The following is a 23,787-nucleotide window of genomic DNA, read 5'->3' as shown; positions in this document are numbered from 1 at the left end:
CAGCGACCGTTCGACGAAGTCGAACACATCGAGAGGAGGTGCAGCGAAGCAAACCGTAGGCGATGCCCCCGGATCGATCCCGGAGCGAAGGAACCCCGAGCCTCAGCGAGCGGGCCGAACGTCAGGGCAAAGCCTTTTGGGTTACCTTTTCGGCGTTTGGAAAAGGTGACTCGCCGTAAGGGCGAAACCGCCAGCAGCAACACCCGCACAAACGGATATTCACCCAAACCCCAAGAACATGGTCGGCCCGAAGGCCGCCACGTCACAAAAGAATCAAGCATCCTTACGCACCCTGAACCAGGCCGCATACAACGCCGGCAAAAACAACAGCGTCAACGCGGTCGCAACAATCAACCCCCCCATGATCGCCACCGCCATCGGCCCGAAAAACACACTGCGCGACAACGGAATCATCGCCAATACCGCCGCCAGCGCCGTCAACACAATCGGCCTGAAGCGTCGAACCGTAGCCTCGATAATCGCCTGCCAAGGCTTAAGCCCCGAAGCAATATCCTGCTCGATCTGATCCACCAGAATCACCGAGTTACGCATGATCATCCCGGACAACGCGATGGTCCCCAACATCGCCACAAACCCGAACGGCTGGCGGAACACCATCAAAAACAGCGTCACCCCGATCAACCCCAACGGCGCCGTCAAAAACACCATCGCCGTGCGCGAAAAACTGCGCAACTGCACCATCAACAGCGTCAGCACCACGACGATGAACATCGGCACCCCGGCATTCACCGACTTCTGCCCACGCTCGGAATCCTCCACCGTACCGCCGACATCCAACAGATAACCATCGGGCAACTCGGCGCGAATCGAATCCAGCGTCGGCATGATCTGTTTCACCAATGTCGCCGGCTGCTCCTTGCCATAAATATCCGCCCGCACGGTCACGTTCGGCAGGCGATTGCGGTGCCAGATAATGCCTTCCTCAAAGCCGTATTCCAGCGTGGCAATCTGCGACAACGCCACACTGCGGCCGTTGTCCGTCGGCACCGCCAGACTCGGCAGCAACGACAACTCGGTACGCTCATGCACCGTGCCGCGCAGCAGAATCTCGATCAATTCGTTGTCTTCGCGATACTGGCTGACACTCGACCCGGTCAACGAACTCTGCAGGAATTTCGCCAGATTGGCCGTACTCACACCCAACGCCCGCGCGCGATCCTGATCGATATTCAGGTACACGACCTTGCTCGGCTCTTCCCAATCCAGATGCACATTGGCCACGTGCGGATTCTCGCGAACCTTGGCCGCTACTTGGCGCGCCAAAGCACCGACCTCTTCGATGTGTTCACCGGTGACGCGGAACTGCACCGGATAACCAACCGGCGGACCGTTTTCCAGGCGCGTAACCCGCGAACGCAGCGCCGGGAATTGCTCGTTGAGGGTTTCAATCAACCAACTGCGCAGCGCTTCACGCTCCTCAATGGTTTTCGCCAACACCACAAACTGCGCGAAGCTCGCCGCCGGCAACTGCTGATCAAGCGGCAGATAAAAACGCGGTGATCCGGTGCCGACATACGCCACATAGTTATCAATGCCGGCGTGATCCTTGAGCATCGCTTCCAGACGTTTGACCTCGCCAGTGGTATTGGCCAGCGACGCGCCTTCGGCGAGTTTCAGATCGACCATCAACTCCAGTCGATTGGAGGCCGGGAAAAACTGCTGCGGGACGAAACGGAACAACATCACCGAAGCGATGAACAGCCCCACCGTCAGTACAATCACGGTTTTGCGGTGCGCCACGCACCACTCCACCAGCCGCCGAACACGCTGATAGAACGGCGTGTCATACGGATCAGCCTGACCATCGCCGGTACCGTGTTTGGCCGCGTGAATTTTCGCCAGATCCGGCAGGAGTTTTTCCCCCAGATACGGCACGAACATCACCGCCGCCACCCAGGACGCGAGCAAGGCAATGGTCACCACCTGGAAGATCGAACGGGTGTATTCGCCAGTGCCGGATTGCGCCGTGGCAATCGGCAAAAAACCGGCGGCGGTGATCAACGTACCGGTGAGCATCGGGAACGCGGTGCTGGTCCAGGCGTAGCTCGCTGCTCGGATGCGATCAAAGCCCTGCTCCATTTTGATCGCCATCATTTCCACGGCGATGATCGCGTCATCCACCAGCAAGCCCAACGCCAACACCAACGCGCCAAGGGAGATCTTGTGCAGGCCGATGCCGAGGTAATACATGCAGGCAAAGGTCATCGCCAGCACCAGCGGAATGGTCAGCGCCACGACCATGCCGGTACGCACGCCGAGGGAGAAGAAGCTCACCAGCAAGACAATCGCCAGCGCCTCGACCAGCACCTGGACGAACTCCCCTACCCCGGTCTTCACCGCCGCCGGTTGATCGGAAACCTTGCGTAATTGCATACCGGCCGGAAGGTTTTTCTGGATGCGCGAGAACTCGCCTTCCAGCGCTTTACCGAGCACCAGAATATCGCCGCCATCCTTCATCGCCACGGCCAGACCAATCGCGTCTTCGCCCATGAAGCGCATGCGCGGCGCCGGTGGATCGTTGAACCCGCGACGCACATCGGCGACATCGGAGATACGGAACGTACGATCGCCGACGCGGATCGGAAAGTTCTTTATCTCCTCGACTGTCTGAAAATTCCCCGAGACCCGTAGCTGCAAGCGCTCGCTACCGGTTTCGAAGAACCCGGCGGTAGAGACCGCGTTCTGCTCTTGCAGCGCCTGTTGCACTGCCGCCAGCGGCAAGCCGAGGGTCGCCAGTTTGACGTTGGACAGTTCGACCCAGATCTTCTCGTCCTGCAAACCGAGCAAGTCGACCTTGCCGACATCCTTGACCCGTTGCAGCTGGATCTGGATGCGATCGGCATAATCCTTGAGCACCGCGTAATCGAAGCCGTCACCGGTCAGCGCATAGATATTGCCGAACGTGGTGCCGAACTCATCGTTGAAAAACGGCCCCTGAATATCCGGCGGCAAGGTCTGGCGAATATCACTGACCTTCTTGCGCACTTGATACCAGAGGTCAGGGATTTGCTTGGAATGCATCGAGTCGCGGGCAATGAACGTGACCTGCGATTCACCGGGGCGCGAGAACGACACGATGCGTTCGTATTCGCCGGTTTCCATCAGCTTCTTTTCGATGCGTTCGGTGACCTGACGCGAAACTTCCTGCGCGGTCGCCCCCGGCCAGCGAGTCTGGATCACCATGGCTTTGAACGTGAACGGTGGGTCCTCACTCTGGCCGAGTTTTGTGTAGGACAACGCACCGACGATGGCCAGAAGAAGCATCAGGAACAGTACGATCTGGCGATTACGCAACGCCCATTCGGAAAGGTTGAAGCGCATCGGGGCTTACTCCTTGTTCGCCAGATTGACCACGCGATTGGAGCGATCCACCGGACGCACCTGCTGACCTTCGAGCAACACATGCACGCCGGCAGCCACCACCCAGTCGCTGGCGTTCAAGCCTTCGAGCACCGGCACGGTTTTCTCGCCGAACGGGCCGATGCGTACCGGGGTTTTCTTCAAAGTATTGTTGGCGCTGACGACCCAGACGTAGGTCGCGCCGTTTTCGGCAGTGAGTGCCGAGAGCGGCACCGAGAGGGAAACGCTGTCGGCCGATTGCACAAACACCCGGGCGCTCTGGCCCAGTTCGGCCGGGACTTTGCCGCTGGTAAAGGAGATGCGTGCGGCGAAGGTGCGCGAGCGCGGATCGGCGGCGGGCGACAGTTCGCGGATCTGCCCGGCAAAGCGCTGGTTCTGTTGCGTCCACAGCTCGACCGTCACTGGCTGACCGACCTTGAAGCGCCCGAAGCTTTGTTCCGGCAGGCTGATCAGCACTTCGCGCTCGCCGTCGGTGGCAAGAGTGAACACGGTTTGCCCGGCGGCAACCACTTGTCCCACCTCAACTGAACGCTTGGCCACCACGCCATCCTGCGGCGCACGCAGCACCGCGTAACTGGCCTGATTGGTCGACACGTTGAATTCAGCTTTGATTTGTTTGAGGCGGGCTTCACCGGAGCGGTAAAGGTTTTCGGCATTGTCGTAAGCCGAGCGGCTGACCATCTGCCGATCCATCAAGGTCTTGTAGCGATCACGCTCGGCACGCACCAGATTGAGATTGGCTTCGGCGGCGGCGACCTGGGCGCGGGTGGCTTCCAGTTGCAGACGCACGTCCTGCGGATCAAGCTCGGCGAGTGGTTGATCAGCCTTCACACGCTGGCCTTCATCGACCAGTCGTCGGCTGACTTTGCCGCCAATGCGAAACGCCAGATCGGGTTCGTAGCGGGCGCGCACCTCGCCCGGATAACTTTCCATCGCCTGCGCCGAAGGCTCTGGCTGCACCACCATGGCCGGTCGTACGGTGACTTGCGCCGCCTCTTCCTGACCACACGCTGACAAAAGGAACGCCAGACTCACTGGCAACGCGAGGAACAACGCATGGCGGAACATGGTGACGGACCTTTCGCTAATGGTGCTTGGAATAATTATACTGGCGGGTATGTTATTAATAGCAAACTCACCAGTCCAGTATTAAAAGCGAAGAATGTCGAACAATCTTTCAGCTCCAAACGGCCCGGGCCGCCCCAAGGATCTGGCCAAGCGCCAGGCAATCCTCGACGCGGCGAAAATCCTTTTTCTGAGTCATGGCTACGCCAACACCAGCATGGACGCGGTGGCCAGCGAGGCGGGCGTGTCGAAGCTGACGGTGTACAGCCATTTCAACGACAAGGAGACGCTGTTCTCCGCCGCCGTGGTGGCCAAATGCGAGGAGCAATTACCGCCATTGTTCTTCGAATTGCCCGAAGGCATTGCCGTGGAAAATGTGTTGCTGAACATTGCGCGCGGCTTTCATCACCTGATCAACAGTGATGAATCGGTGAATCTGCACCGCTTGATCATGGCGCTGGGCAGTCAGGATCCGAAGCTGTCGCTGATCTTCTTCGAGGCGGGTCCGCAGCGCATGGTGCAAGGGATGGAGCGGTTGTTGACGCGCATTCACGAAACCGGCGCGCTGAGCATCGATCTGCCGCGCAATGCCGCTGAGCACTTCTTTTGCCTGATCAAGGGTGCGGGGAATTTTCGTTTGTTGTATGGCTGTGGGGAGCCGTTGACTGAAGAGGCAGCGGAAAGCCATGTGCAGGAAGTTGTAGCGTTGTTTATGCGTGCCTATCGGCCCTGATTTCTGCGGTGTCGGCACTGACGCCATCGCTGGCAAGCCAGCTCCCACAAGGATTCGGGTGTAATCACAAATTCTGTGCACACCACTGAACCCTGTGGGAGCTGGCTTGCCAGCGATTGGCGCGATTCGGTATTAAGCCTTGAGCGCTTTCTTCGGGTAAATGTCATAGCGGCTGGATTTGCCATCCAGCGCATGACTCGGTTTCGGCCCATCAATACACGGCGCCTTGCGCGGGCGCTTGACCACTACTCGGTGCGTGGCCAGGGCCAAAGCAGCCTGCAACAGCGCCGGCGCATCCGGATCATCGCCCACCAGCGGGCGGAACAAACGCATTTCCTTCTTCACCAGTGCGGTCTTCTCGCGATGCGGAAACATCGGGTCGAGATAGATCACCTGCGGCGGCTCACCTTCCCAGTTCTGCATGACCTCGATGGAATTGCCTTTGAGCAATTTCATCCGCGCCACAATCGGCGCCACGTCGAAATCTTCCGCCGCCCGCGCCAGACCATCCTCCAGCAACGCGCCAATCAGCGGCTGGCGCTCGATCAGGCTCATCTCGCAACCGAGGCTCGCCAGCACGAACGCATCCTTGCCCAACCCCGCCGTGGCATCCAGCACTCGCGGGCGCACACCCTGAGCGATGCCGACAGCCTTGGCGATCATCTGCCCACTGCCGCCGCCGTATAAACGCCGATGTGCCGCGCCGCCCTCAACGAAGTCGACCCGCACCGGCCCCGGTGCGTCCGGGCCGAGCTGCTGCAGCTGCAAACCCTGCTCGCCAACCTGCAAGGCAAACTCGCCGTCCGCCACTTCACGCGGCAATCCCAGGCGTTCAGCCCACTGCTCGGCTTGCGCTTCAAACGTCGCGCCGAGGGCTTCGACATGGATGCGGCAGGCCGCAGGTTGCTCGATCATGGAAAACACGCTCAAAAATTCAAGGATCGGCAAAAACCGCCGATAATTCATTCAACGCGCATTTTGCCAGAGCTGAGCGTCAACCGAAAAAAATGTCAGGCATTCTTCCCACATCGATTGGCTACATCTCGCCCCATGGCGATTTTAGCCGTCACAACACTCAAGCACTGAGCGGCGTCAGTCACCTGTGGCAGGATTTCTTTGCCCAGGCGCTAGCCGAACAGACGAGTGAAGTGGTGCCTGCCTGCGGTACATTTCCGCCGGTTGACCTGAGCAGCCCGGAAGAACCAACCATCGGCAGCGAGCTGCACGCGCACATCGTCAGCCAGCGCGAGTGCGATGTGATGGAAACCGAAGTGCGTCCGCCAGAACCATTGTTCCTGCCGATCGCCGAATTTGAAATGGAATTGCTGGACAAGCCATTCCCACCGTTCCCGCCAGAAGAACTCAAGGCTCAGCAAGCCCAACAGGATTTCGACAGCAGCTGGGTGCGCCCGGTAGTGATCAACAATGGTCAACCCGTTCCAGAGCCTGGCCCGGCGCCGCAGAAGAAGCCGCTGTACTTGCCGATTGCCGAATTCGATCTGGATCTGCTGCAGAAGCCTTACCCGCCGTTCCCGCCGGAAGAAATCGTCGAGCAACAGAAAGCCCTGGACTTCGATAACGGCTGGGCGCGCCCGATCGTTCTGCAGAACCTGCGTCTCGCCGCCTGACCCTCAGCGACACACGCTCCAGCGTCCGACATCGACATGAAAGTGATTGCGATGGGCGGCGTTGTAATCCGGACTCAGTACCACACTGAACGCCTCGCAGGCGCCATCGCGCAGCTGACGCAGAAACTGCGCGTCCTGATTTTGCTTCGGCCAGTCCTTGAGCACGCTGACCGTGCGGCCATCCGCCAGGCGAAACCCGGCAATATCCAGCGCAGCGGCACTGGCATGGCGACTGAGCGCCCCGCTTTCGCGGTTGTAGACATTGCGACAGGCGAAGCTGCCGAGGTGATCTATCCGCGCGACCTTCTGCCCGTAAACGGATTGTGCGGCGGGTTGCAGCGTGTGTTGTTCAAACATCGCGTAAGCCACCGCCAACGGACAACTGGCGAGGAAACTGCTGCTCAGCGCCACCTCGCCGCCCTGCACACGCAAGGCGCCGATCAGCGGGCACTTGGCGTCGGGACTATCGGCTTGCCGTGTAACGCGCAGATCGGAACTGCTCAAGGCCTGGGCACAGAGTTCGGGGTCACTGCGTAAGCGCATCAGTTTGTAGCCGGTCAGCCAGTTGGGCGAGGCCTGCACATCCAGCGGCGCCCACGGATTCCACTCGGGCGGCACGTCCAGCCAACCGCGCCAGACACTGATCAACGCACCGCCAATGATCAGCAGCACGGTAAGCGCAATCCACCGCCCCATGCTCAGCCCTTGAAGAATTGATTGGCCTTGGCGTACGGCATCGACTGCGCGGTAAAGCCGAAGGTGCCGGAATGCTGGATCTCTTCAGCGGCGCGGAAGAACTCACCGAACGCCGCCAACGCCAGCGCCGAACCGGTGCTGATACGCCGCACCCCCATTTCTTGCAGCTCTTGCACGGTCAGTTTCAAACCGCCGGACATCAAAACGTTGACCGGTTTCGGCGCCACCGCGCGCACCACGGCGAGTACTTCTTCGGCGTTGCGCAAACCCGGCGCGTACAACACGTCAGCGCCAGCCTCGGCGAAGGCCTGCAAGCGGCGAATGGTGTCGTTGATATCGGGATTGCCGTGCAGATAGTTTTCCGCACGCGCAGTGAGGATGAAAGGAAATGGCAGCGTGCGCACCGCAGCGACGGCGGCTTCGATGCGCGCCACGGCGTGTTCGAAGCAATAGATCGGCGCCTCCGCGCGGCCCGTGGCGTCTTCGATCGAACCGCCGACTGCGCCGGCCTCGGCAGCACGCAGCAAGCTTTTCGCGGCCTCGCCCGGGTCATCGGCAAAACCGTTTTCCAGATCCACCGCCACCGGCAGATCGGTAGCGGCGACGATGGCGCGGACATTGGCCAAGGTCTCCTCGAGACTTAACGCGCCATCGGCCTTGCCCTGAGAAAACGCATAACCGGCACTGGTGGTCGCCAGGGCCTGATAGCCCAGACTGGCGAGCATTTTCGCTGACCCGGCATCCCACGGATTGGGAATCACGAAAATCCCCGGACGTTCATGCAGGGCTTTGAAGGCGTGTGCTTTAACGGCTTGGGCATCCATCGGCAGGCTCCTGGGCAGGATAAAAATCCGCTTCAGAGCAGGCCAAGTTGCTCCGCAGCGGGTTCTCTGTATAGCTCAGGCAGCGCTGGCAGGCCAGGCAAACGTTGCATCAGTTGTGCGTGGAAACGTTGCGCCAGTTTTGCGGCCAACAAGTTGTCGGCCGTATGAAGGAAGATGTACGGCGTGCGGCCCTCTTCGATCCACTCGGCGATTTTCGCCACCCACGGCAGCAGGAACGGGTCGTTGGCCTCGAGCTCAGGATGGCCAATGAAGCGCACTTGCGGAAACTGGGTGAACGCTGCAGGGCGCGTCGGCACTCGCGGCTTTTTCGATTGCGCGTGGATCACCGAGGATTCGGTCGACAGGCAACTGAACAGCGCACGCGGGTCGAGGCAGATGCGTTCCACGCCTCGGTCCAGCAGCAGGCGATTAAGCAGACGTTCGCTCTCGCCCTTGGCAAAGAACTGTTCATGGCGCACTTCCACTGCCAACGGGCAATCCAGCGCATCAATGAATGCCGTCAGTTCCGGCAGCCGCTGCGGCGTAAAGCTTTTCGACAGTTGCAGCCACAGCGGCGAGACCCGCTCACCGAGGGGCTTGAGTAATTGCAGGAAGGTCTCGGCGGCGGTCAGTTGATCGCGCAGATCACCGCTGTGGCTGATGTCGCCAGGGAATTTGGCGGTGAAACGAAAGTGCTCGGGCATGACCTCGGCCCAACGCTGCACTGTGGCGGGCGACGGGCTGGCGTAGAAGGTCGTGTTGCCTTCAACGGCGTTGAATACTTGCGAATAGAGACCGAGGAATTCGGAGGTTTTGGCATCTACCGGGTACAGATACTCGCGCCAGGCGTTTTCGCTCCAGGACGGACAACCAAGGTAGTAAGGCAGATCCATCAGATGTACAGATCGAGGCCCAGCACGTCTGCATCCCAATCGACAAAACCGGCAGTGCTCAGGTAGCTGGCGAGGGCCATCGCTACACTCTTTTTCATCGCACGGTGATAGATCATGTCTTGCTGACGGGCAGGCAGATTGCTCAGGCGTTGTGCCGAGGCTTTGGCAGCGCGGGCGGCCAATTGCGCTTCAGTCGGGAATTCCAGCTCGCCGTCGATATCGTCGACGGATTCATCCAGCGCTGCATTGCCTTTGCGAGGCTTGCGCTTGATGGGGTAGGACTGAGAGGAGAGGCCGTCTATACGCATAATTTCATGCTCGGTATCGATGATGGCAATTTAGCGGCACTTGACCGACTTAGCAAACTGCCGAGTGATAACTAGAACACATAAAGCGCAAAAGGTTTAAAGCGAGGGGAGGAAACTGACGATTGGTGTTTTGAAAATCAAAAGATCGCAGCCTTCGGCAGCTCCTGCAGTTGGAATGTGATCCCTGCAGGAGCTGCCGAAGGCTGCGATCTTTTAAAGGCTCAGCGGGCCTTGGGGGTGGCGACTTTGTCGCGCAGGTAAACCGGTTGCGCGTCATCCGCCGGGATCGACTCACCGCGCTCCCAGGCAAAACGCGCCAGAGTCAGCAAGTCTTCAGCGTGGGGCAGCATGCCGGCGTCGGAGCCCGTCAGTTTGACCGCAATACGCTCGCCATAGCCCCAACCCGTGCCAGCACCGAACCAGTCGCCACTGGCATCGGCCGGCAGCGCGGCGACTTCCGGTGGCAACACCGCTTCAGCACCCACGAGGCGCATCTCCCCTGCCGTCTCGCGGTAGCAGCCCCAATACACCTCATCCATCCGCGCATCGATGGCCGCTGCGACCTGGCTCACACCGTGCTCGCGCAACGCACGCTGGGCCAGCACCGCGAGGTTGGACACCGGCAACACCGGCCGATCGAGCGCAAACGCCAGCCCCTGCACCACGCCAATGGCGATCCGCACACCGGTAAACGCACCCGGCCCACGACCGAAAGCAATCGCATCGACCGCCTGCAACGTGGTGCCGGCGTCTGCAAGCAATTGCTGGATCATCGGCAGCAGCTTCTGCGCGTGCAGGCGCGGGATCACCTCGTAATGGCTCGTGACCTTGCCGTCATGCAGCAAGGCAACGGAGCAAGCTTCAGTCGCGGTGTCCAGGGCCAGCAAGGTGCTCATCGATGTTTCCAAAACAGGGGTGGGAAAAAGGGCGTCAGTATAAACAACTACGGCCCGCAAGCGGGCCGTGGATGATGCAGCGAATCAGCTTTTTCAGCTCAGCGCTTCAAGCACCTTGGCTGTGATTGCTTCTACCGAACCAACGCCTGGAATGTGGCTGTACTTCGGCTTGCCAGCATTGTTGGCGGACAGGTCCTGATAGAACTCCACCAGCGGTTTGGTCTGCGAATGGTAAACCGACAGGCGATGACGCACGGTTTCTTCAGTATCGTCCTTGCGCTGTACCAGCTCTTCGCCGGTGATGTCGTCTTTGCCAGCGATTTTCGGCGGGTTGTAGACGATGTGGTAAACGCGGCCGCTGGCTTCGTGAACACGACGACCGGCGATGCGTTGAACGATTTCTTCGTCTTCAACAGCGATTTCAACCACAGCGTCCAGCTCGACGCCGGCGGTAACCAGTGCTTCAGCCTGCGGAATGGTGCGCGGGAAGCCGTCGAACAGGAAGCCGTTGGCGCAGTCAGGCTGAGCGATACGATCTTTTACCAGTGCGATGATCAGGTCATCCGACACCAGGCCGCCGGCATCCATGATGCTCTTGGCTTGAACGCCCAGTGGCGTGCCAGCCTTGACCGCTGCACGCAGCATGTCGCCGGTGGAGATTTGCGGAATGCCGAATTTTTCGGTGATGAACTTAGCCTGAGTACCTTTACCGGCCCCGGGAGCTCCCAGCAGAATGACGCGCATTAGATGTGCTCCTCAATTTTTTTATAAAAAGCTTTTACAAAACAAGGGATTCGCCGCTTGGGACGAATCCTGAAAATACGGGTCGTGGCCGCACAAACGGCCAAAGGCTGATCAAGATACACAGCAGGCTGCGCCCACACAAGACGCCAAAAGTCGGAGAAACCGGCGCCCCCCGCCACCTTGCGACGCGGTAACCCAAGTCGCAACCCCATCATTAACTGTCGCTTGGCGGCACTTTCCGCCGTCAGGCAAAGCGGCATCCGGTGCAGGTTGCCGGTGCCGCGCGCCACGACAAAAACGTTAGCCGGTATTTCGCAAACCGGCGGCAATCCCCGCCACAGACACCAGCAACGCCTGTTCCACCGGGCTGCCCTGCTCGACATCCTGCCGCCGCGAACGGGCCAGCAGTTCGGCCTGCAATAGATGCAGCGGGTCGAGGTAGGTGTTGCGCAAACGGATGAATTCAAGGGTGTCAGGGCTATGTGCCAGCAGCTGCGACTGCCCGGTCAGGCCGAGCACCACGGTGCACGCCTGCGACAATAGGTCGCGTAACTGCGCGCCCAACGGCAACAGATCTGGTTCGACCAGACGCTGATCGTAGGACAGCGCAATATCCGCGTCAGCCTTGGCCAGCACCATCTCCAGCATGTCGATACGGGTGCGGAAGAACGGCCACTGTTCGCGCATCTGCCCGAGCAACTCGCCTTCGCCGCGCTCCAGCGCTTTGCTCAACGCCGATTCCCAGCCGAGCCACGCCGGCAGCATCAGCCGCGTTTGTGTCCAGCCGAAAATCCACGGAATCGCTCGCAGGCTTTCAATGCCGCCGGCGCGGCGTTTGGCTGGGCGACTGCCCAGTGGCAAACGCCCCAACTCCTGCTCCGGCGTGGACTGGCGGAAGTACTCGACGAATTGCGGATTTTCCCGCACGACCTGGCGATAAGCGCTGACACCATCCGCTGCCAATTCATCCATCAGATGACGCCATTCGGGTGTTGGCGGTGGAGGCGGCAGCAATGTCGCCTCAAGCACCGCCGCCAGATACAGATTGAGATTTTGCTCGGCGATGTCCGGCAGGCCGAATTTGAATCGAATCATTTCCCCCTGCTCGGTGGTGCGGAATCGTCCCGCCACCGAACCTGGCGGTTGCGACAGAATCGCCGCATGCGCCGGACCACCGCCACGGCCCACGGTGCCGCCGCGACCGTGGAACAGCAGCAGTTCGACTTGTTGCTCGCGGCAGATTTCCACCAAGCGTTCCTGCGCACGATATTGCGCCCAGGCCGCCGCCGTGGTGCCAGCATCCTTGGCCGAGTCGGAATAACCGATCATCACTTCCTGCGGGCCTTGCAGCCGTGCGCGGTAACCCGGCAGCAGCAACAAGCGCTCCATCACCGGCCCGGCGTTATCGAGGTCGGCGAGGGTTTCAAACAGCGGCACCACGCGCATCGGCCGCAGCACGCCGGACTCTTTGAGCAGCAGTTGTACGGCGAGCACATCGGAAGCTGCACCGGCCATGGAGATCACGTAGGAACCGAGCGAAGCGCCCGGTGCGGCTGCGATTTCCTTGCAGGTGTTGAGCACTTCGGCGGTGTCGGCGGACGGTTTGAAATGTGCTGGCAGCAATGGCCGGCGGTTGCTCAGTTCGCGGGTCAGGAAGCTGATGCGCTGCTCTTCATCCCAGTCTTCATAGCGACCAAGGCCGAGGTAATCGGTGATTTCAGTCATCGCCGAACTGTGGCGCGACGAATCCTGGCGCACATCCAGACGCACAAGGAACAGGCCGAAGGTCACCGCCCGACGCAAGCAATCGAGCAGCGGACCATCAGCGATCACGCCCATGCCGCACTCGTGCAGCGAGTTGAAGCACAGCTCCAGCGGATCGAGCAGATCGCGGTTGTTGTGCAGCACGTCTGCCGGCGCTGGCGTCGGTGCAGTCAGCGCGGCGTGTGCCCAGTTGCGCGTGGCGCGCAGGCGTTCACGCAGTTGCTTGAGTACCGCACGATACGGTTCGGCGCTGTTACCGGCCTTGGCTTTGAGGGCGTCGCTGGCCTGTTGCATCGACAGTTCGGCAGCCAAATGATCGACATCGCGCAAATACAGATCGGCGGCCATCCAGCGCGCCAGCAGCAACACTTCGCGGGTCACTGCAGCGGTGACGTTGGGGTTGCCGTCACGGTCGCCGCCCATCCACGACGCGAAGCGGATCGGCGCCGCTTCCAACGGCAGGCGCAGGCCGGTCGCTTCATACAACGCCTTGTCGGCCTTGCGCATATGGTTGGGGATCGCTTGCCACAGCGAATGTTCGATCACCGCGAAACCCCACTTGGCTTCATCGACTGGCGTCGGGCGCGTGCGGCGGATTTCTTCGGTGTGCCAGGCTTCGGCGATCAGACGTTGCAGGGTGTTTTGAATCTGTTCGCGTTCGGCTGTGGTCAGGTCGCGATGGTCCTGCGCGGCGAGTTGCCCGGCGATGGCGTCGTACTTCTGGATCAGCGTGCGCCGCGCGACTTCGGTCGGGTGCGCGGTCAGCACCAGCTCGATTTCCAGCCGCGCCAGTTGCCGCGCCAATGATTCGGCGCTGTGGCCTTCATTGCGCAAACGCGCGAGCAATTGCGGCAGTACACGGGATTCGAACGGCGCCGGTTGCGACTCCTCGCGCCGATGAATCAACTGGTATTGCTCGGCGATGTTCGCCAGATTGAGAAACTGGTTGAACGCCCGCGCCACCGGGAGCAATTCGTCTTCGCTCAATTGATTGAGGCTGGCGCTCAGTTCGGCGTCCATCGAGCCACGCCGGTCAGCCTTGGCGCCCTTGCGTATCTGCTCGATCTTGTCGAGGAAGGCCTCGCCGTATTGATCTCGAATGGTGTTGCCCAGCAGCTCTCCGAGCAGGTGAACGTCTTCGCGCAAGCGTGCATCAATATCGGTCATCAGCAATTCCCCAGCAGTAATCCGGACGGCTTAGAAACGAGTGCATGACCTAGAGAGTGCCGCTCTACGACGCTTCTTACAAGCAGCCGACGAAGGGACGTTAAACCTTGTGCGTGAAAGCTAGTCTCAACAGTAAGCCGCACAACGGCTTGTCGCCGGCACTGCCGGACACTCACCCAGACCTGCCATGAGCAGGTGCGAAATGAGGTCATCATGAAAATTCGTGAACTCGCCCAGCATTGGGAAGAAAACGCCAAGGGTCGCCTGACCGACACTGGCTACGCGATTCATCTGGACGTTGAAGCCGCTGCGCGTCTGGCAGCGATTACCGAGATGTACCCCAAACGTCATGTTGAAGAACTGCTCGGCGAACTGATTGGCGCGGCGCTTGAAGAGTTTGAGGCGAGCCTGCCGTATGTGAAGGGGTCGACCGTGGTGGCGACCGATGAAGAAGGTGATCCGCTGTACGAAGATGTCGGGCCGACCCCGCGTTTTCTGGCCCTTTCGCGCCGGCATTTGCATGACCTCTCGGCCACTGCCGACAAACAGAAACACTGACACCCAATTGCTTTAAACCTGTGGGAGCTGGCTTGCCAGCGATGGCGTCAGTTCAGTCACCGTGGTATTGAATCTGACGGCCCCATCGCTGGCAAGCCAGCTCCCACAGGACCGTATTTCCCCTCAAGAATCACGTTGTTTTTACCCGCGCGTACCACTCCATCCCGCCAAAGTTCCCGTCCCAGAGCCTTGTCCATTCGGTCAAAGTTTTTTTTGGCGATAGGCCATCTTTTCTGAACTTTTGAAAAATCCCGCCGGTCGGAACCAGTAACCACGCCTGGAACGAGCGTTTCAATTCGCGTTGACAAGCGATGCTTTCGGCTCCTCGACCAGGATGGATTCAGTTGTTTTCAGGAGATGCCTAATGGAGTTGAAGACCATGAAAAACCAAACCTCGTTTACCCACCTGCGCGGTCTGAAACTGGCCGCTCTGGCCATCGGCACCAGCTTCGTACTGGCCGGTTGCGCCGGTAACCCACCAACCGAGCAGTACGCCGTGACCCAGTCGGCTGTGAACAGCGCCGTCAGCGCCGGCGGTACCGAGTTTGCAGCGGTTGAGATGAAGCAAGCGCAGGACAAATTGAAACAAGCTGAAATCGCCATGCACGACAAGAAGTATGACGAAGCTCGCATCCTGTCCGAGCAAGCCGAGTGGGACGCACGCGTCGCTGAACGCAAGGCTCAGGCAGCAAAAGCCGAACAGGCTGTGAAGGATTCCCAGAAAGGTGTTCAGGAACTGCGTCAGGAAAGTCAGCGCACCGTGCAGTAAGCGCGCATCCCGACCGCAAAGCTGAATCTCTTACCGATAGAAAGGACGACAAATTATGCGTAAGCAATTGATGATTCCCGCTCTCCTCGCCGCAAGCGTTGCTCTGGCTGCCTGCTCCACCCCGCCTAACCCGAACCTGGAGCAGGCGCGCACCAACTACGCCGGCCTGCAAGCCAACCCGCAAGCTAGCAAAGTCGCGGCGCTGGAAACCAAAGACGCCAGCGATTACCTGGATAAGGCCGACAAGGCTTACCTGGACAAGCAAGACGCGGCCAAGGTTGACCAACTGGCTTACCTGACCAACCAGCGTGTGGAGGTGGCCAAGCAGACCATCGCCCTGCGCACCGCTGAAAACAATCTGAAAAACGCCGCCGCCCAACGTGCCCAGGCGCGTCTGGATGCACGTGATCAGCAGATCAAACAGCTGCAGGACAGCCTGAACGCCAAGCAGACCGATCGCGGTACGCTGGTGACTTTTGGTGACGTGCTGTTCGCCACCAACAAGGCCGACCTGAAATCCAGCGGTCTGGTGAACATCAACAAACTGGCGCAGTTCCTTCAGGAAAACCCGGATCGCAAAGTAATTGTCGAGGGTTACACCGACAGCACCGGTGCTGCTTCGTACAACCAATCGCTTTCTGAGCGTCGTGCGACTTCGGTGCAGGTTGCGCTGATCAAGATGGGCGTAGATCCTTCGCGCATCGTGGTCCAGGGTTATGGCAAGGAATATCCGGTTGCCGATAACGGCAGCGTTTCCGGCCGTGCGATGAACCGTCGTGTGGAAGTGACCATTTCCAACGACAACCAGCCAGTGATGCCACGTTCGGCGGTCAGCTCGAACTAAGCCCCACGCAGTAACACAGAAGCCCCGCCTGAGTGATCAGGCGGGGCTTTTTTGTGCAGGCTGAAATCGCGGCCCCTCACCCCAGCCCTCTCCCGAGGGAGAGGGGGCCTGAAAGTACTTCGCCGAATCCATAATCAACGCAATCTTTCAGGTCGGCGTAACTCGCAAGAACAACTCGATCAGTCCCCTCTCCCTCTGGGAGAGGGTTAGGGTGAGGGCTGGTCCTGCAGAATCACTCCTCCAGCTTCTGCGGAGTCTCCTCACCCATGCAACGCACGGCTTTTTTCTGTGCGTTGATCAACACACCGGTCAAACCTTTCTGCTCGGTATCGAACAATACCAGCACGCCATCAATGCACTGCGCCACTTGCGGCGCCGGGTCGAGGGTGACTTTGTAGTCTTCGCCCGGCACGGTCTTGAGCATGGTGAATTCGTTGAGCAACAACGCATCCTCGGGTTTGGCGAAGTGCAGGTAGCCGTAGTACCACAGCGCCCCGACGGTGCCGAGGATGCTGCAGATACCGGTGATGATCAGCGGGATGGCGTTACGTTCTTCAGTCATTGCGGACTCTCGTCTTCAGAATTCGGAGGTTGCGGGTAATTGGGGATTTCGCCGAGGCGGCGCAGGCCGTTGAAGTGCTCGGGATCGTCGAGGTAGCGCAGCATCACTTGGCGCCACACCGGGTCGCCGAAGGTTTGCACATGGCCGCCACGGGTCAGTTGCAGCACGCGCGGCGGCGGCGCCGCTTGATACAAACGAATGCCGTTGGACAGCGGCACCAGCGGATCGTCGATGCTGTGAAAAATCAGTTTCGGCACACCGTTAAGTTGCGGCATCGAGTTGATCGCGCTGTCGCCATCGGGCACCAGCCACGACAGCGGCACCTGAAACGGCCAGGTCAGCCACGAGGTGCTCAGCGCATACTGGCCGACGCTGCGGTAACTGGCGGGCACGCCGTCGAGCACAAAGGCCTTGAGCTGTTTCTGTCGCTCGGGATGCTGCACCAGCCAATGCACCGCCATCGAACCGCCAAGGCTCTGGCCGAGCAGAATCAGCGGCTTGCCTTTGACCTCGGGCGCCTTGTCCAGCCAGGCGAACGCGGCGTCGATGTCCTGATAGATCGCCGGCAGGCTCGGTTTGCCTTCGGACAAGCCATAACCGCGATAGTCGACCAGCAGCACTTGATAGCCGCTTTTCGGCAGCCACCAACTGCCGCCCAAGTGCATCGGCAGATTGCCGCCGTTGCCGTGCAAATGCAGGACGGTGCCTTTGACCTCGACGCCGGGTTTAGCCGGTAGCCACCAAGCGTTGAGCTTCAAGCCATCGGCCGTGACCAGGGTGACAGTGCGGTATTCGAGTTTGGCTTTTTCCGGGGTGAAAATCTGGCCGGGTTCGGGGTAGAACAACAGGGAACTGCAACCGCCAAGGGTCAGGAGCAGGCAAAAGATGCCGAGGATTCTCATCCGGTGAAACCTCGCGAAGGAAATTGGCAAACAAACGATTCAGAGAAAAACAAATAACCCTGTGGGAGCTGGCTTGCCAGCGATGGCGGTGGGTCAGCCAACATCAATATTGACTGACAGAATGCAATCGCTGGCAAGCCAGCTCCCACAGGGGATTGTGTTCGGGTCAAAGGATATTGGAGTAGTCGGCTTCGATCCGGTCCAGGCTCAAATGGTTGAGGAAGTTGGAGAAGCACATCCACGCCGACAACGCATTCAAATCGCGGAACTGATCCGGCAGGTACTTCGGCGGCACCACCAGTCCTTCATCCACCAACTGGCGCAAGGTACGCATGTCTTCCAGCGTGGTCTTGCCGCAGAACAACAGCGGAATCTGCTCAAGCTTGCCCTTACGCACGGCCAACTGAATGTAGTTGTAAACCATGATAAAGCCCTTGAGGTAGGACAAGTCTTTGGTGAATGGCAGACCGGTCGGCGTCGAACCACGGAAAACCCGACTGGCGTTGCCGTAACTTTCCGCCATCTCGAAGCCCTGCTCGCGGAAGAATTCGAAGATCTGCAGGAAGTCGGCGCCCTCCTCGACCATGTGAATGGCGCGGGTGCGGTTGGTCAGTTTGCGCAGGCGGCTCGGGTAGGAGGCGAAGGTGATGATCTCCATCAAAATCGCCAGGCCTTCCTGAGTCACTGTCGACGACGGTGGGCCTTTGGACAGGAAGGTGCAGATCGGCTGGTTCAAACCGTTGAGCGTAGTGCCGACGTGCACCAGGCCTTCGTGGACTTCCAGCGCGCGAACGTCACGATCGTTGAACAACGCGTCGGTGCGGATCTTGATGTAGTCAGCGCCCGCCGCTGCGTCGGCAACGATGCCGTCGGACTCGAAGACGCGGATGGTTTCCTCGGCCTCGCCAAAGACTTTGTTCAGACGGGTTTGCAGCAGATGCACGGCGTCCTTGGCGGTGAGGATTTTCGGCTCATCCTTCAGGTCGCCACGGCCGTCGATGTTGTTCAAATAGTCGGACATCATCAGCCCGAGGTCGGCCAGGGTCGGGTCACCGGCGTGAAACGCATCGGAGGCAGCACCGTACAGTTCTTGCGAGATCAGGCCGAAATCCTCGGTGCCGCGCGCTTCGAGCATGCGCACCACCATGCGGTATTCCTTGCACATGCGCCGCATGATCTGCCCGACCGGGTTGAACTGGCCGAGCTGGCGAGTAATGTCGCGCTCGATGTTCTGGAATTCCAGTTTGACCTTGCTCGAATCGAAGGTCAGCGGCCGATTGAGGTAGTAGTCGCGATCGACGGCGGGCATTTCCTTGCCCTTGGCCTTGAGAAAGCCCTTGCGAATGCTCTCGTCCCACTTCACCGCATCGAGGACGCGAATCGGTGTCTGCGCCAGCACAATGCGATCGGACAACATGCGTATCGTCTGCTGGTAATCGTCCACCCGGAACTCCTGTAGAAAACTGAATTATTTGCCGCTGGCCTGACGCTGGTAACGCACGGCTTCAACGAAGACATCGGAATTGGCCGGATCGTCGAGGTAAGCAAAGACCTGGTCGAGGTTGCTGTCGACTTGCACGCCGTCGCCATCGTCGGTCTGGAAAGCCTGACCGTCGAGGGCTTTCTGTTTGATTGCTTGATTGATCTGCTCGAGATCGAGGTTGTAGACCACCAGTTCGCGTTTATCGGTGAGCTCGAAACCGGCGATGGTGAAGTGGCCGCCGAAGCGCGCCGGCACCTTCGCCGACAGATACCAGCGGCTGCCATGACGCGACACGGTGAAGGGATAGGCTTCGCGTTCGTGGGGTTTGGCCTTGAAATAGGTCACGGCCTGGTAGCGGCTATTGCCCAGTCGCGTCAGCTCGAGATTCATCGGCTCGCCCCAGGCATTGGTGCTCGACCATTTGCCGAGCAGGCCCTTGGGCGCCGGGTCACTGGCGGCCAATGGCTCCTTGAAGGTCACCAGACAGCCACTGAGCAGCAGGAACGACAAGGCGATCAGCACGCCACGCCAGGCTTTCATTCAAAACTCCCTATGAATCTGAAACACCTTTCCCCTGTAGGAGCTGCCGAAGGCTGCGATCTTTTGATCTTGGTCTCTAAAAGCAAGATCAAAAGATCGCAGCCTTCGGCAGCTCCTACATTGGGATCGGCGTCAGGCGGCAACGATTGCGTTACACCGACGCGAGCACCAGGTGCATATAGCGCGTCAGGATGCCGAGCATGTCCTCTTCGGCCAAAGGCTCGGCATTGAGCAGGCCCTGATATTCCATCCGTCCGATAATCGCCGTCAACACCTTGGCATCCTGTTGCGGTTCACGCGAGCCCAATACCTGAAACAACTGGCAAGTGCCCTGCAACAGAATCTGCTGATGTGAACGCACCAGAATCGCCAGACGCGGGTTGAGCAACGCTTCCTGACGGAACGCCTGCTCAGCCATCAAATGCTCGCGACGGTTGACCAGTTGACGATGCACGTAGTCGGCCATCAACCGCGCAATGTCGTCGGCCAGTTGCGAGCGCGACTCGGGGCTGCCGTCGCCGCTGACCACCATCTCGCGCAGCAGACCTTCGTTGTTGATCCACAGCTTGGCCATGTACGCCGCACTGCGCTCGACATACTGGGCGAAGGTATCGGTGAGCAGATCGTCGATATCCTTGAAGTAATAGGTGGTCGCCGACAGCGGCACTCCGGCCTCGGCCGCCACCGCGCGGTGGCGCACGGCACGCACGCCGTCACGCACGACAATGCGCATCGCCGCGTCGAGAATGTCCTGTCGACGCTGCTCACTGCCCTGTCGGCTGGCCTTGCGACCCTGGTACTGAACACTTTCAGCGACCGCAGTGGCGATACCCGCTGCACCCTCTTGAGCTATTGCACCCATCACGACAGAACTTCCTCTGCTATTGCAAAATTAACCAATTGATACATTTGTACCAGACAGGCAATAAAAAGCCGCCTGTTTTAGGCGGCTTTTTAACTGAAACGTTTACGCTTGCGGTCGCATGTGCGGGAACAGGATCACATCGCGGATCGACGGCGAGTTGGTCAGCAACATCACCAGACGGTCGATGCCGATACCTTCACCGGCCGTTGGCGGCATGCCGTACTCCAGCGCACGGACGAAGTCAGCGTCGTAGTGCATGGCTTCGTCGTCGCCAGCGTCCTTGTCGGCCACCTGCGCCATGAAGCGCTCGGCCTGGTCTTCCGCGTCGTTCAACTCGGAGTAGGCGTTGGCGATTTCACGGCCGCCAATGAACAGCTCGAAGCGGTCGGTGACGTTCGGGTTGTCGTCGTTGCGACGGGCCAGCGGCGACACTTCGAACGGGTACTGAGTGATGAAGTGCGGCTGCTCCAGCTTGTGCTCGACCAGCTCTTCGAAAATCATCACCTGCAGCTTGCCCAGACCTTCGAAGCCCAGCACCTTGGCGCCGGCCTTCTTGGCGATGGCGCGGGCCTTGTCGATGTCGTTCAGGTCATCGGCGGTCAGCTCAGGGTTGTACTTGAGGATCGAGTCGAACACCGACAGACGCACGAACGGCTCGCCGAAATGGAACACCTTGTCGCCGTACGGCACGTCGGTACTGCCCAGCACCAGTTGCGCCAGTTCGCGGAACAGTTCTTCGGTCAGGTCCATGTTGTCTTCGTAGTCGGCGTACGCCTGGTAGAACTCCAACATGGTGAATTCAGGGTTGTGACGGGTCGAAACGCCTTCGTTACGGAAGTTGCGGTTGATCTCGAAGACCTTCTCGAAACCACCAACGACCAGACGCTTGAGGTACAGCTCTGGCGCGATACGCAGGAACATTTCCATGTCCAGCGCGTTGTGGTGGGTTTCGAACGGCTTGGCTGCGGCGCCGCCCGGAATGGTCTGCAGCATCGGCGTTTCGACTTCAAGGAAGTCGCGCTTCATCAGGAAGCTGCGGATGTGCGCGATCACTTGCGAACGCACGCGGAAGGTCTGGCGCACGTCTTCGTTGACGATCAGGTCAACGTAGCGCTGACGATAGCGCTGTTCGGTGTCGGTCAGGCCGTGGTGCTTGTCCGGCAGCGGGCGCAGCGACTTGGTCAGCAAGCGCACGCTGGTCATTTCAACGTACAGGTCGCCCTTGCCGGAACGCGCCAACGTACCTTCGGCGGCAATGATGTCGCCCATGTCCCAGGTTTTCACCGCGGCCAGGGTGTCTTCGGACAGGGTTTTACGGTTGACGTAGACCTGGATGCGACCGGTCATGTCCTGAATCACCATGAACGAGCCACGGTTGAGCATGATGCGACCGGCAACCTTGACCGGGATTGCAGCCTCTGCCAGCTCTTCCTTGGTCTTGTCCGCGTACTGTTTTTGCAGAGCATCGCAGTAGTTGTCGCGGCGGAAGTCGTTCGGGAAGGCGTTGCCCTTGGCGCGCTCGGCAGCCAGCTTTTCCTTGCGCAGCGCGATCAGGGAGTTTTCTTCCTGTTGCAGGGCTTGCGGGTCGAGTTGTTGGTCGCTCATGTCTTTAGATATTCCATCAGGTTCGTTGCCCCCGGGCCTTGCAGCCCGGGGATCGCCAGCAAGCTGGCTCCTACAGGGATCGCGTTGCAGCAGCGATCCTGTGTGCGTCTTTTACAGCCCCGATTTCAGGCTGGCTTCCAGGTATTCGTCGATATCGCCGTCGAGTACCTTGTCGCAGTCGCTGCGTTCGATGTTGGTGCGCAGATCCTTGATCCGCGACGCATCAAGCACGTACGAGCGAATCTGGTGACCCCAGCCGATGTCGGACTTGGTGTCTTCCAGCGCTTGCGACGCGGCGTTGCGTTTCTGCATTTCCTGCTCGTACAACTTGGCCCGCAGCATTTTCATGGCGGTGTCTTTGTTGGCGTGCTGGGAACGTTCGTTCTGGCAGCTGACCACGGTGTTGGTCGGTACGTGGGTGATACGTACGGCCGAGTCGGTGGTGTTTACGTGCTGACCACCGGCACCGGAGGAACGATAGGTGTCGATCCGCAGGTCTGCCGGGTTGATTTCGATTTCCACCTTGTCGTCGATCTCTGGCGAGACGAACACCGCGGAGAACGAGGTGTGGCGACGGTTGCCGGAGTCGAACGGGCTCTTGCGCACCAGACGGTGCACGCCGATCTCGGTACGCAGCCAGCCAAAGGCGTATTCGCCCTTGATGTGCACGGTCGCACCTTTGATACCGGCGACTTCACCGGCCGACAGTTCCATGATGGTCGCGTCGAAACCGCGTTTATCCGCCCAGCGCAGGTACATGCGCAGCAGGATGTTGGCCCAGTCCTGGGCTTCGGTGCCGCCGGAACCGGCCTGGATGTCCAGGTACGCGTTGTTCGGGTCCATTTCATGGCTGAACATGCGGCGGAATTCCAGCTTGGCCAGATTTTCCTCGAGACGGGCCAGCTCGGCGACGACATCGCCCACTGCGCCTTCGTCGTTTTCTTCGACGGCCATGTCCAGCAGGTCACGGCAATCGGCCAGACCGCCGTTCAGTTCATCGAGGGTATCGACGATCTGCGCCAGCGCAGCGCGCTCGCGGCCCAGTTCCTGGGCGTATTCAGGTTTGTTCCAGACACTCGGATCTTCAAGCTCGCGATTGACTTCGGTCAGACGCTCATGCTTTTGATCGTAGTCAAAGATACCCCCGAATAGTTTCGGAGCGCTCGGACAGGTCCTTGATGGTGTTCAGGATCGGGTTGATTTCCATGACGGGCAGCACTCGTTGGCGAACTTTTGAAAGCCGGCGAGTATAACGTAATCAGGCTGTCACGGCAGCCCGTCTGGCGGGTGTGGGGATCATTAAACCCTTGTGCCCTCACCCTAACCCTCTCCCAGAGGTAGAGGGGACCGATTGGGGGATATTCGGGAGGTACGCCGACCTGAAATGGCCTTGCCGAATCCGGAACTGCCAAGCTTGAAGATCCATAATCGACTCGTTCGATCAGGTCGATGTACAGCGCCAGACACCTCCGTCGGCCCCCTCTCCCTCGGGGAGAGGGCTGGGGTGGGTAAAGACCGGGTACATCCTTTACGTTTGAGACCGGGGACATGGTTTACAGG

General features: G+C 59.6%; 23 protein-coding genes. 5 read left to right on the top strand and 18 right to left on the bottom strand.

Translation table 11 applies throughout. The annotated features are described in order from the left end of the window. Positions 1 to 273: 273 nt before the first annotated feature. Both M9827_RS27180 and M9827_RS27175 read right to left on the bottom strand, forming a co-directional pair. Complete coding sequence (locus M9827_RS27180) at positions 274 to 3,342, bottom strand: efflux RND transporter permease subunit (RefSeq protein ID WP_250608261.1); 3,069 nt, start codon at positions 3,340 to 3,342, stop codon at positions 274 to 276. Positions 3,343 to 3,348: 6 nt separating this feature from the next. Further along, positions 3,349 to 4,449 (bottom strand): efflux RND transporter periplasmic adaptor subunit, encoded by a 1,101-nt coding sequence (locus M9827_RS27175; RefSeq protein ID WP_250608259.1) that lies wholly within the window; start codon positions 4,447 to 4,449, stop codon positions 3,349 to 3,351. A 94-nt stretch (positions 4,450 to 4,543) separates the two neighbouring features. Between M9827_RS27175 and M9827_RS27170 the strand changes: the two genes are divergently transcribed. Continuing rightward, positions 4,544 to 5,179 (top strand): TetR/AcrR family transcriptional regulator, encoded by a 636-nt coding sequence (locus M9827_RS27170; RefSeq protein WP_095119312.1) that lies wholly within the window; start codon positions 4,544 to 4,546, stop codon positions 5,177 to 5,179. Positions 5,180 to 5,311: 132 nt separating this feature from the next. Here M9827_RS27170 and M9827_RS27165 read toward each other — a convergent pair whose 3' ends face one another. Then, a complete protein-coding gene (locus tag M9827_RS27165; protein ID WP_284677008.1) occupies positions 5,312 to 6,094 on the bottom strand; it encodes a class I SAM-dependent methyltransferase in 783 nt (260 codons plus the stop codon). A gap of 92 nt (positions 6,095 to 6,186) precedes the next feature. On the opposite strand from M9827_RS27165, the gene M9827_RS27160 reads away from it, so the two are divergent. Further along, positions 6,187 to 6,807: an energy transducer TonB gene (locus M9827_RS27160; RefSeq protein ID WP_250608257.1), complete on the top strand. Its 621-nt coding sequence runs from the start codon at positions 6,187 to 6,189 to the stop codon at positions 6,805 to 6,807. Between the two features lie 3 nt (positions 6,808 to 6,810). Here the strand turns inward: M9827_RS27160 and M9827_RS27155 are convergent, their stop codons facing one another. The 8 genes from M9827_RS27155 to ppc all read right to left on the bottom strand — a co-directional run bounded on the left by M9827_RS27155 (position 6,811) and on the right by ppc (position 14,099). After that, complete coding sequence (locus M9827_RS27155) at positions 6,811 to 7,503, bottom strand: extensin-like domain-containing protein (protein WP_250608255.1); 693 nt, start codon at positions 7,501 to 7,503, stop codon at positions 6,811 to 6,813. A 2-nt stretch (positions 7,504 to 7,505) separates the two neighbouring features. Further along, positions 7,506 to 8,327, bottom strand: coding sequence for an isocitrate lyase/PEP mutase family protein (locus M9827_RS27150; RefSeq protein ID WP_250608253.1), 822 nt, complete (start codon positions 8,325 to 8,327; stop codon positions 7,506 to 7,508). A gap of 32 nt (positions 8,328 to 8,359) precedes the next feature. Beyond that, positions 8,360 to 9,220 (bottom strand): DUF72 domain-containing protein, encoded by an 861-nt coding sequence (locus tag M9827_RS27145; protein ID WP_250608251.1) that lies wholly within the window; start codon positions 9,218 to 9,220, stop codon positions 8,360 to 8,362. Continuing rightward, positions 9,220 to 9,528 carry a hypothetical protein gene (locus M9827_RS27140; protein WP_123452015.1) on the bottom strand — a complete coding sequence of 103 codons (309 nt, stop codon included), beginning with the start codon at positions 9,526 to 9,528 and terminating at the stop codon, positions 9,220 to 9,222. The genes M9827_RS27145 and M9827_RS27140 overlap by 1 nt, the downstream gene beginning before the upstream one ends. A gap of 221 nt (positions 9,529 to 9,749) precedes the next feature. Next, positions 9,750 to 10,424: a tRNA (adenosine(37)-N6)-threonylcarbamoyltransferase complex dimerization subunit type 1 TsaB gene (gene tsaB / locus M9827_RS27135; protein ID WP_250608249.1), complete on the bottom strand. Its 675-nt coding sequence runs from the start codon at positions 10,422 to 10,424 to the stop codon at positions 9,750 to 9,752. A gap of 93 nt (positions 10,425 to 10,517) precedes the next feature. Beyond that, a complete protein-coding gene (gene adk / locus M9827_RS27130; RefSeq protein WP_250608247.1) occupies positions 10,518 to 11,168 on the bottom strand; it encodes an adenylate kinase in 651 nt (216 codons plus the stop codon). Beyond that, the gene (locus M9827_RS27125; protein WP_250608245.1) at positions 11,168 to 11,458 is read right to left on the bottom strand and encodes a hypothetical protein; all 291 of its coding nucleotides are present in this window, start codon (positions 11,456 to 11,458) and stop codon (positions 11,168 to 11,170) included. Before M9827_RS27125 ends, adk begins: the two co-directional genes overlap by 1 nt. Before the next feature lie 10 nt (positions 11,459 to 11,468). Further along, positions 11,469 to 14,099 carry a phosphoenolpyruvate carboxylase gene (gene ppc / locus M9827_RS27120; protein WP_250608243.1) on the bottom strand — a complete coding sequence of 877 codons (2,631 nt, stop codon included), beginning with the start codon at positions 14,097 to 14,099 and terminating at the stop codon, positions 11,469 to 11,471. A gap of 213 nt (positions 14,100 to 14,312) precedes the next feature. On the opposite strand from ppc, the gene M9827_RS27115 reads away from it, so the two are divergent. The 3 genes from M9827_RS27115 (at position 14,313) to lptF (ending at position 16,270) form a co-directional block, all read left to right on the top strand. Then, positions 14,313 to 14,657, top strand: coding sequence for a pilin assembly protein (locus M9827_RS27115; protein ID WP_250608241.1), 345 nt, complete (start codon positions 14,313 to 14,315; stop codon positions 14,655 to 14,657). 364 nt (positions 14,658 to 15,021) lie between these two features. Next, entirely contained in the window at positions 15,022 to 15,426 is a 405-nt protein-coding gene (locus M9827_RS27110) for a DUF4398 domain-containing protein (RefSeq protein ID WP_093436697.1), read from the top strand. 55 nt (positions 15,427 to 15,481) lie between these two features. Next, positions 15,482 to 16,270, top strand: a complete 789-nt coding sequence (gene lptF, locus M9827_RS27105; RefSeq protein ID WP_123452004.1) for a lipotoxin F family OmpA-related lipoprotein LptF — start codon at positions 15,482 to 15,484, stop codon at positions 16,268 to 16,270. A 232-nt stretch (positions 16,271 to 16,502) separates the two neighbouring features. On the opposite strand, the gene M9827_RS27100 is transcribed toward lptF, so the two are convergent. The 7 genes from M9827_RS27100 to prfB form a co-directional block, all read right to left on the bottom strand. Beyond that, a complete protein-coding gene (locus M9827_RS27100; RefSeq protein ID WP_250608239.1) occupies positions 16,503 to 16,832 on the bottom strand; it encodes a PA3694 family proteiin in 330 nt (109 codons plus the stop codon). Next, positions 16,829 to 17,734, bottom strand: coding sequence for an alpha/beta hydrolase (locus M9827_RS27095; protein ID WP_250608237.1), 906 nt, complete (start codon positions 17,732 to 17,734; stop codon positions 16,829 to 16,831). The genes M9827_RS27100 and M9827_RS27095 overlap by 4 nt, the downstream gene beginning before the upstream one ends. A gap of 166 nt (positions 17,735 to 17,900) precedes the next feature. Beyond that, positions 17,901 to 19,151: a flavohemoglobin expression-modulating QEGLA motif protein gene (locus tag M9827_RS27090; RefSeq protein ID WP_250608263.1), complete on the bottom strand. Its 1,251-nt coding sequence runs from the start codon at positions 19,149 to 19,151 to the stop codon at positions 17,901 to 17,903. 51 nt (positions 19,152 to 19,202) lie between these two features. Further along, the gene (locus M9827_RS27085; protein WP_250608235.1) at positions 19,203 to 19,757 is read right to left on the bottom strand and encodes a hypothetical protein; all 555 of its coding nucleotides are present in this window, start codon (positions 19,755 to 19,757) and stop codon (positions 19,203 to 19,205) included. 151 nt (positions 19,758 to 19,908) lie between these two features. Continuing rightward, positions 19,909 to 20,619, bottom strand: a complete 711-nt coding sequence (locus tag M9827_RS27080) for a TetR/AcrR family transcriptional regulator (protein WP_250608233.1) — start codon at positions 20,617 to 20,619, stop codon at positions 19,909 to 19,911. Between the two features lie 105 nt (positions 20,620 to 20,724). Further along, positions 20,725 to 22,227, bottom strand: a complete 1,503-nt coding sequence (gene lysS / locus M9827_RS27075; protein WP_194933266.1) for a lysine--tRNA ligase — start codon at positions 22,225 to 22,227, stop codon at positions 20,725 to 20,727. 111 nt (positions 22,228 to 22,338) lie between these two features. Then, positions 22,339 to 23,434, bottom strand: a protein-coding gene (gene prfB, locus M9827_RS27070; protein WP_099758102.1) for a peptide chain release factor 2 whose coding sequence is annotated in 2 segments (ribosomal slippage) — positions 22,339 to 23,361 and positions 23,363 to 23,434 — 1,095 coding nt in all. Because the reading frame shifts where the segments join, the coding sequence is not laid out codon by codon here. Positions 23,435 to 23,787: the final 353 nt, after the last annotated feature.

Origin of the sequence: Pseudomonas sp. AKS31, from assembly GCF_023634765.1 — a bacterium.
In the GTDB taxonomy this organism is placed as follows: Bacteria; Pseudomonadota; Gammaproteobacteria; order Pseudomonadales; family Pseudomonadaceae; genus Aquipseudomonas.
This window is presented reverse-complemented; position numbering and strand designations above follow the sequence as displayed.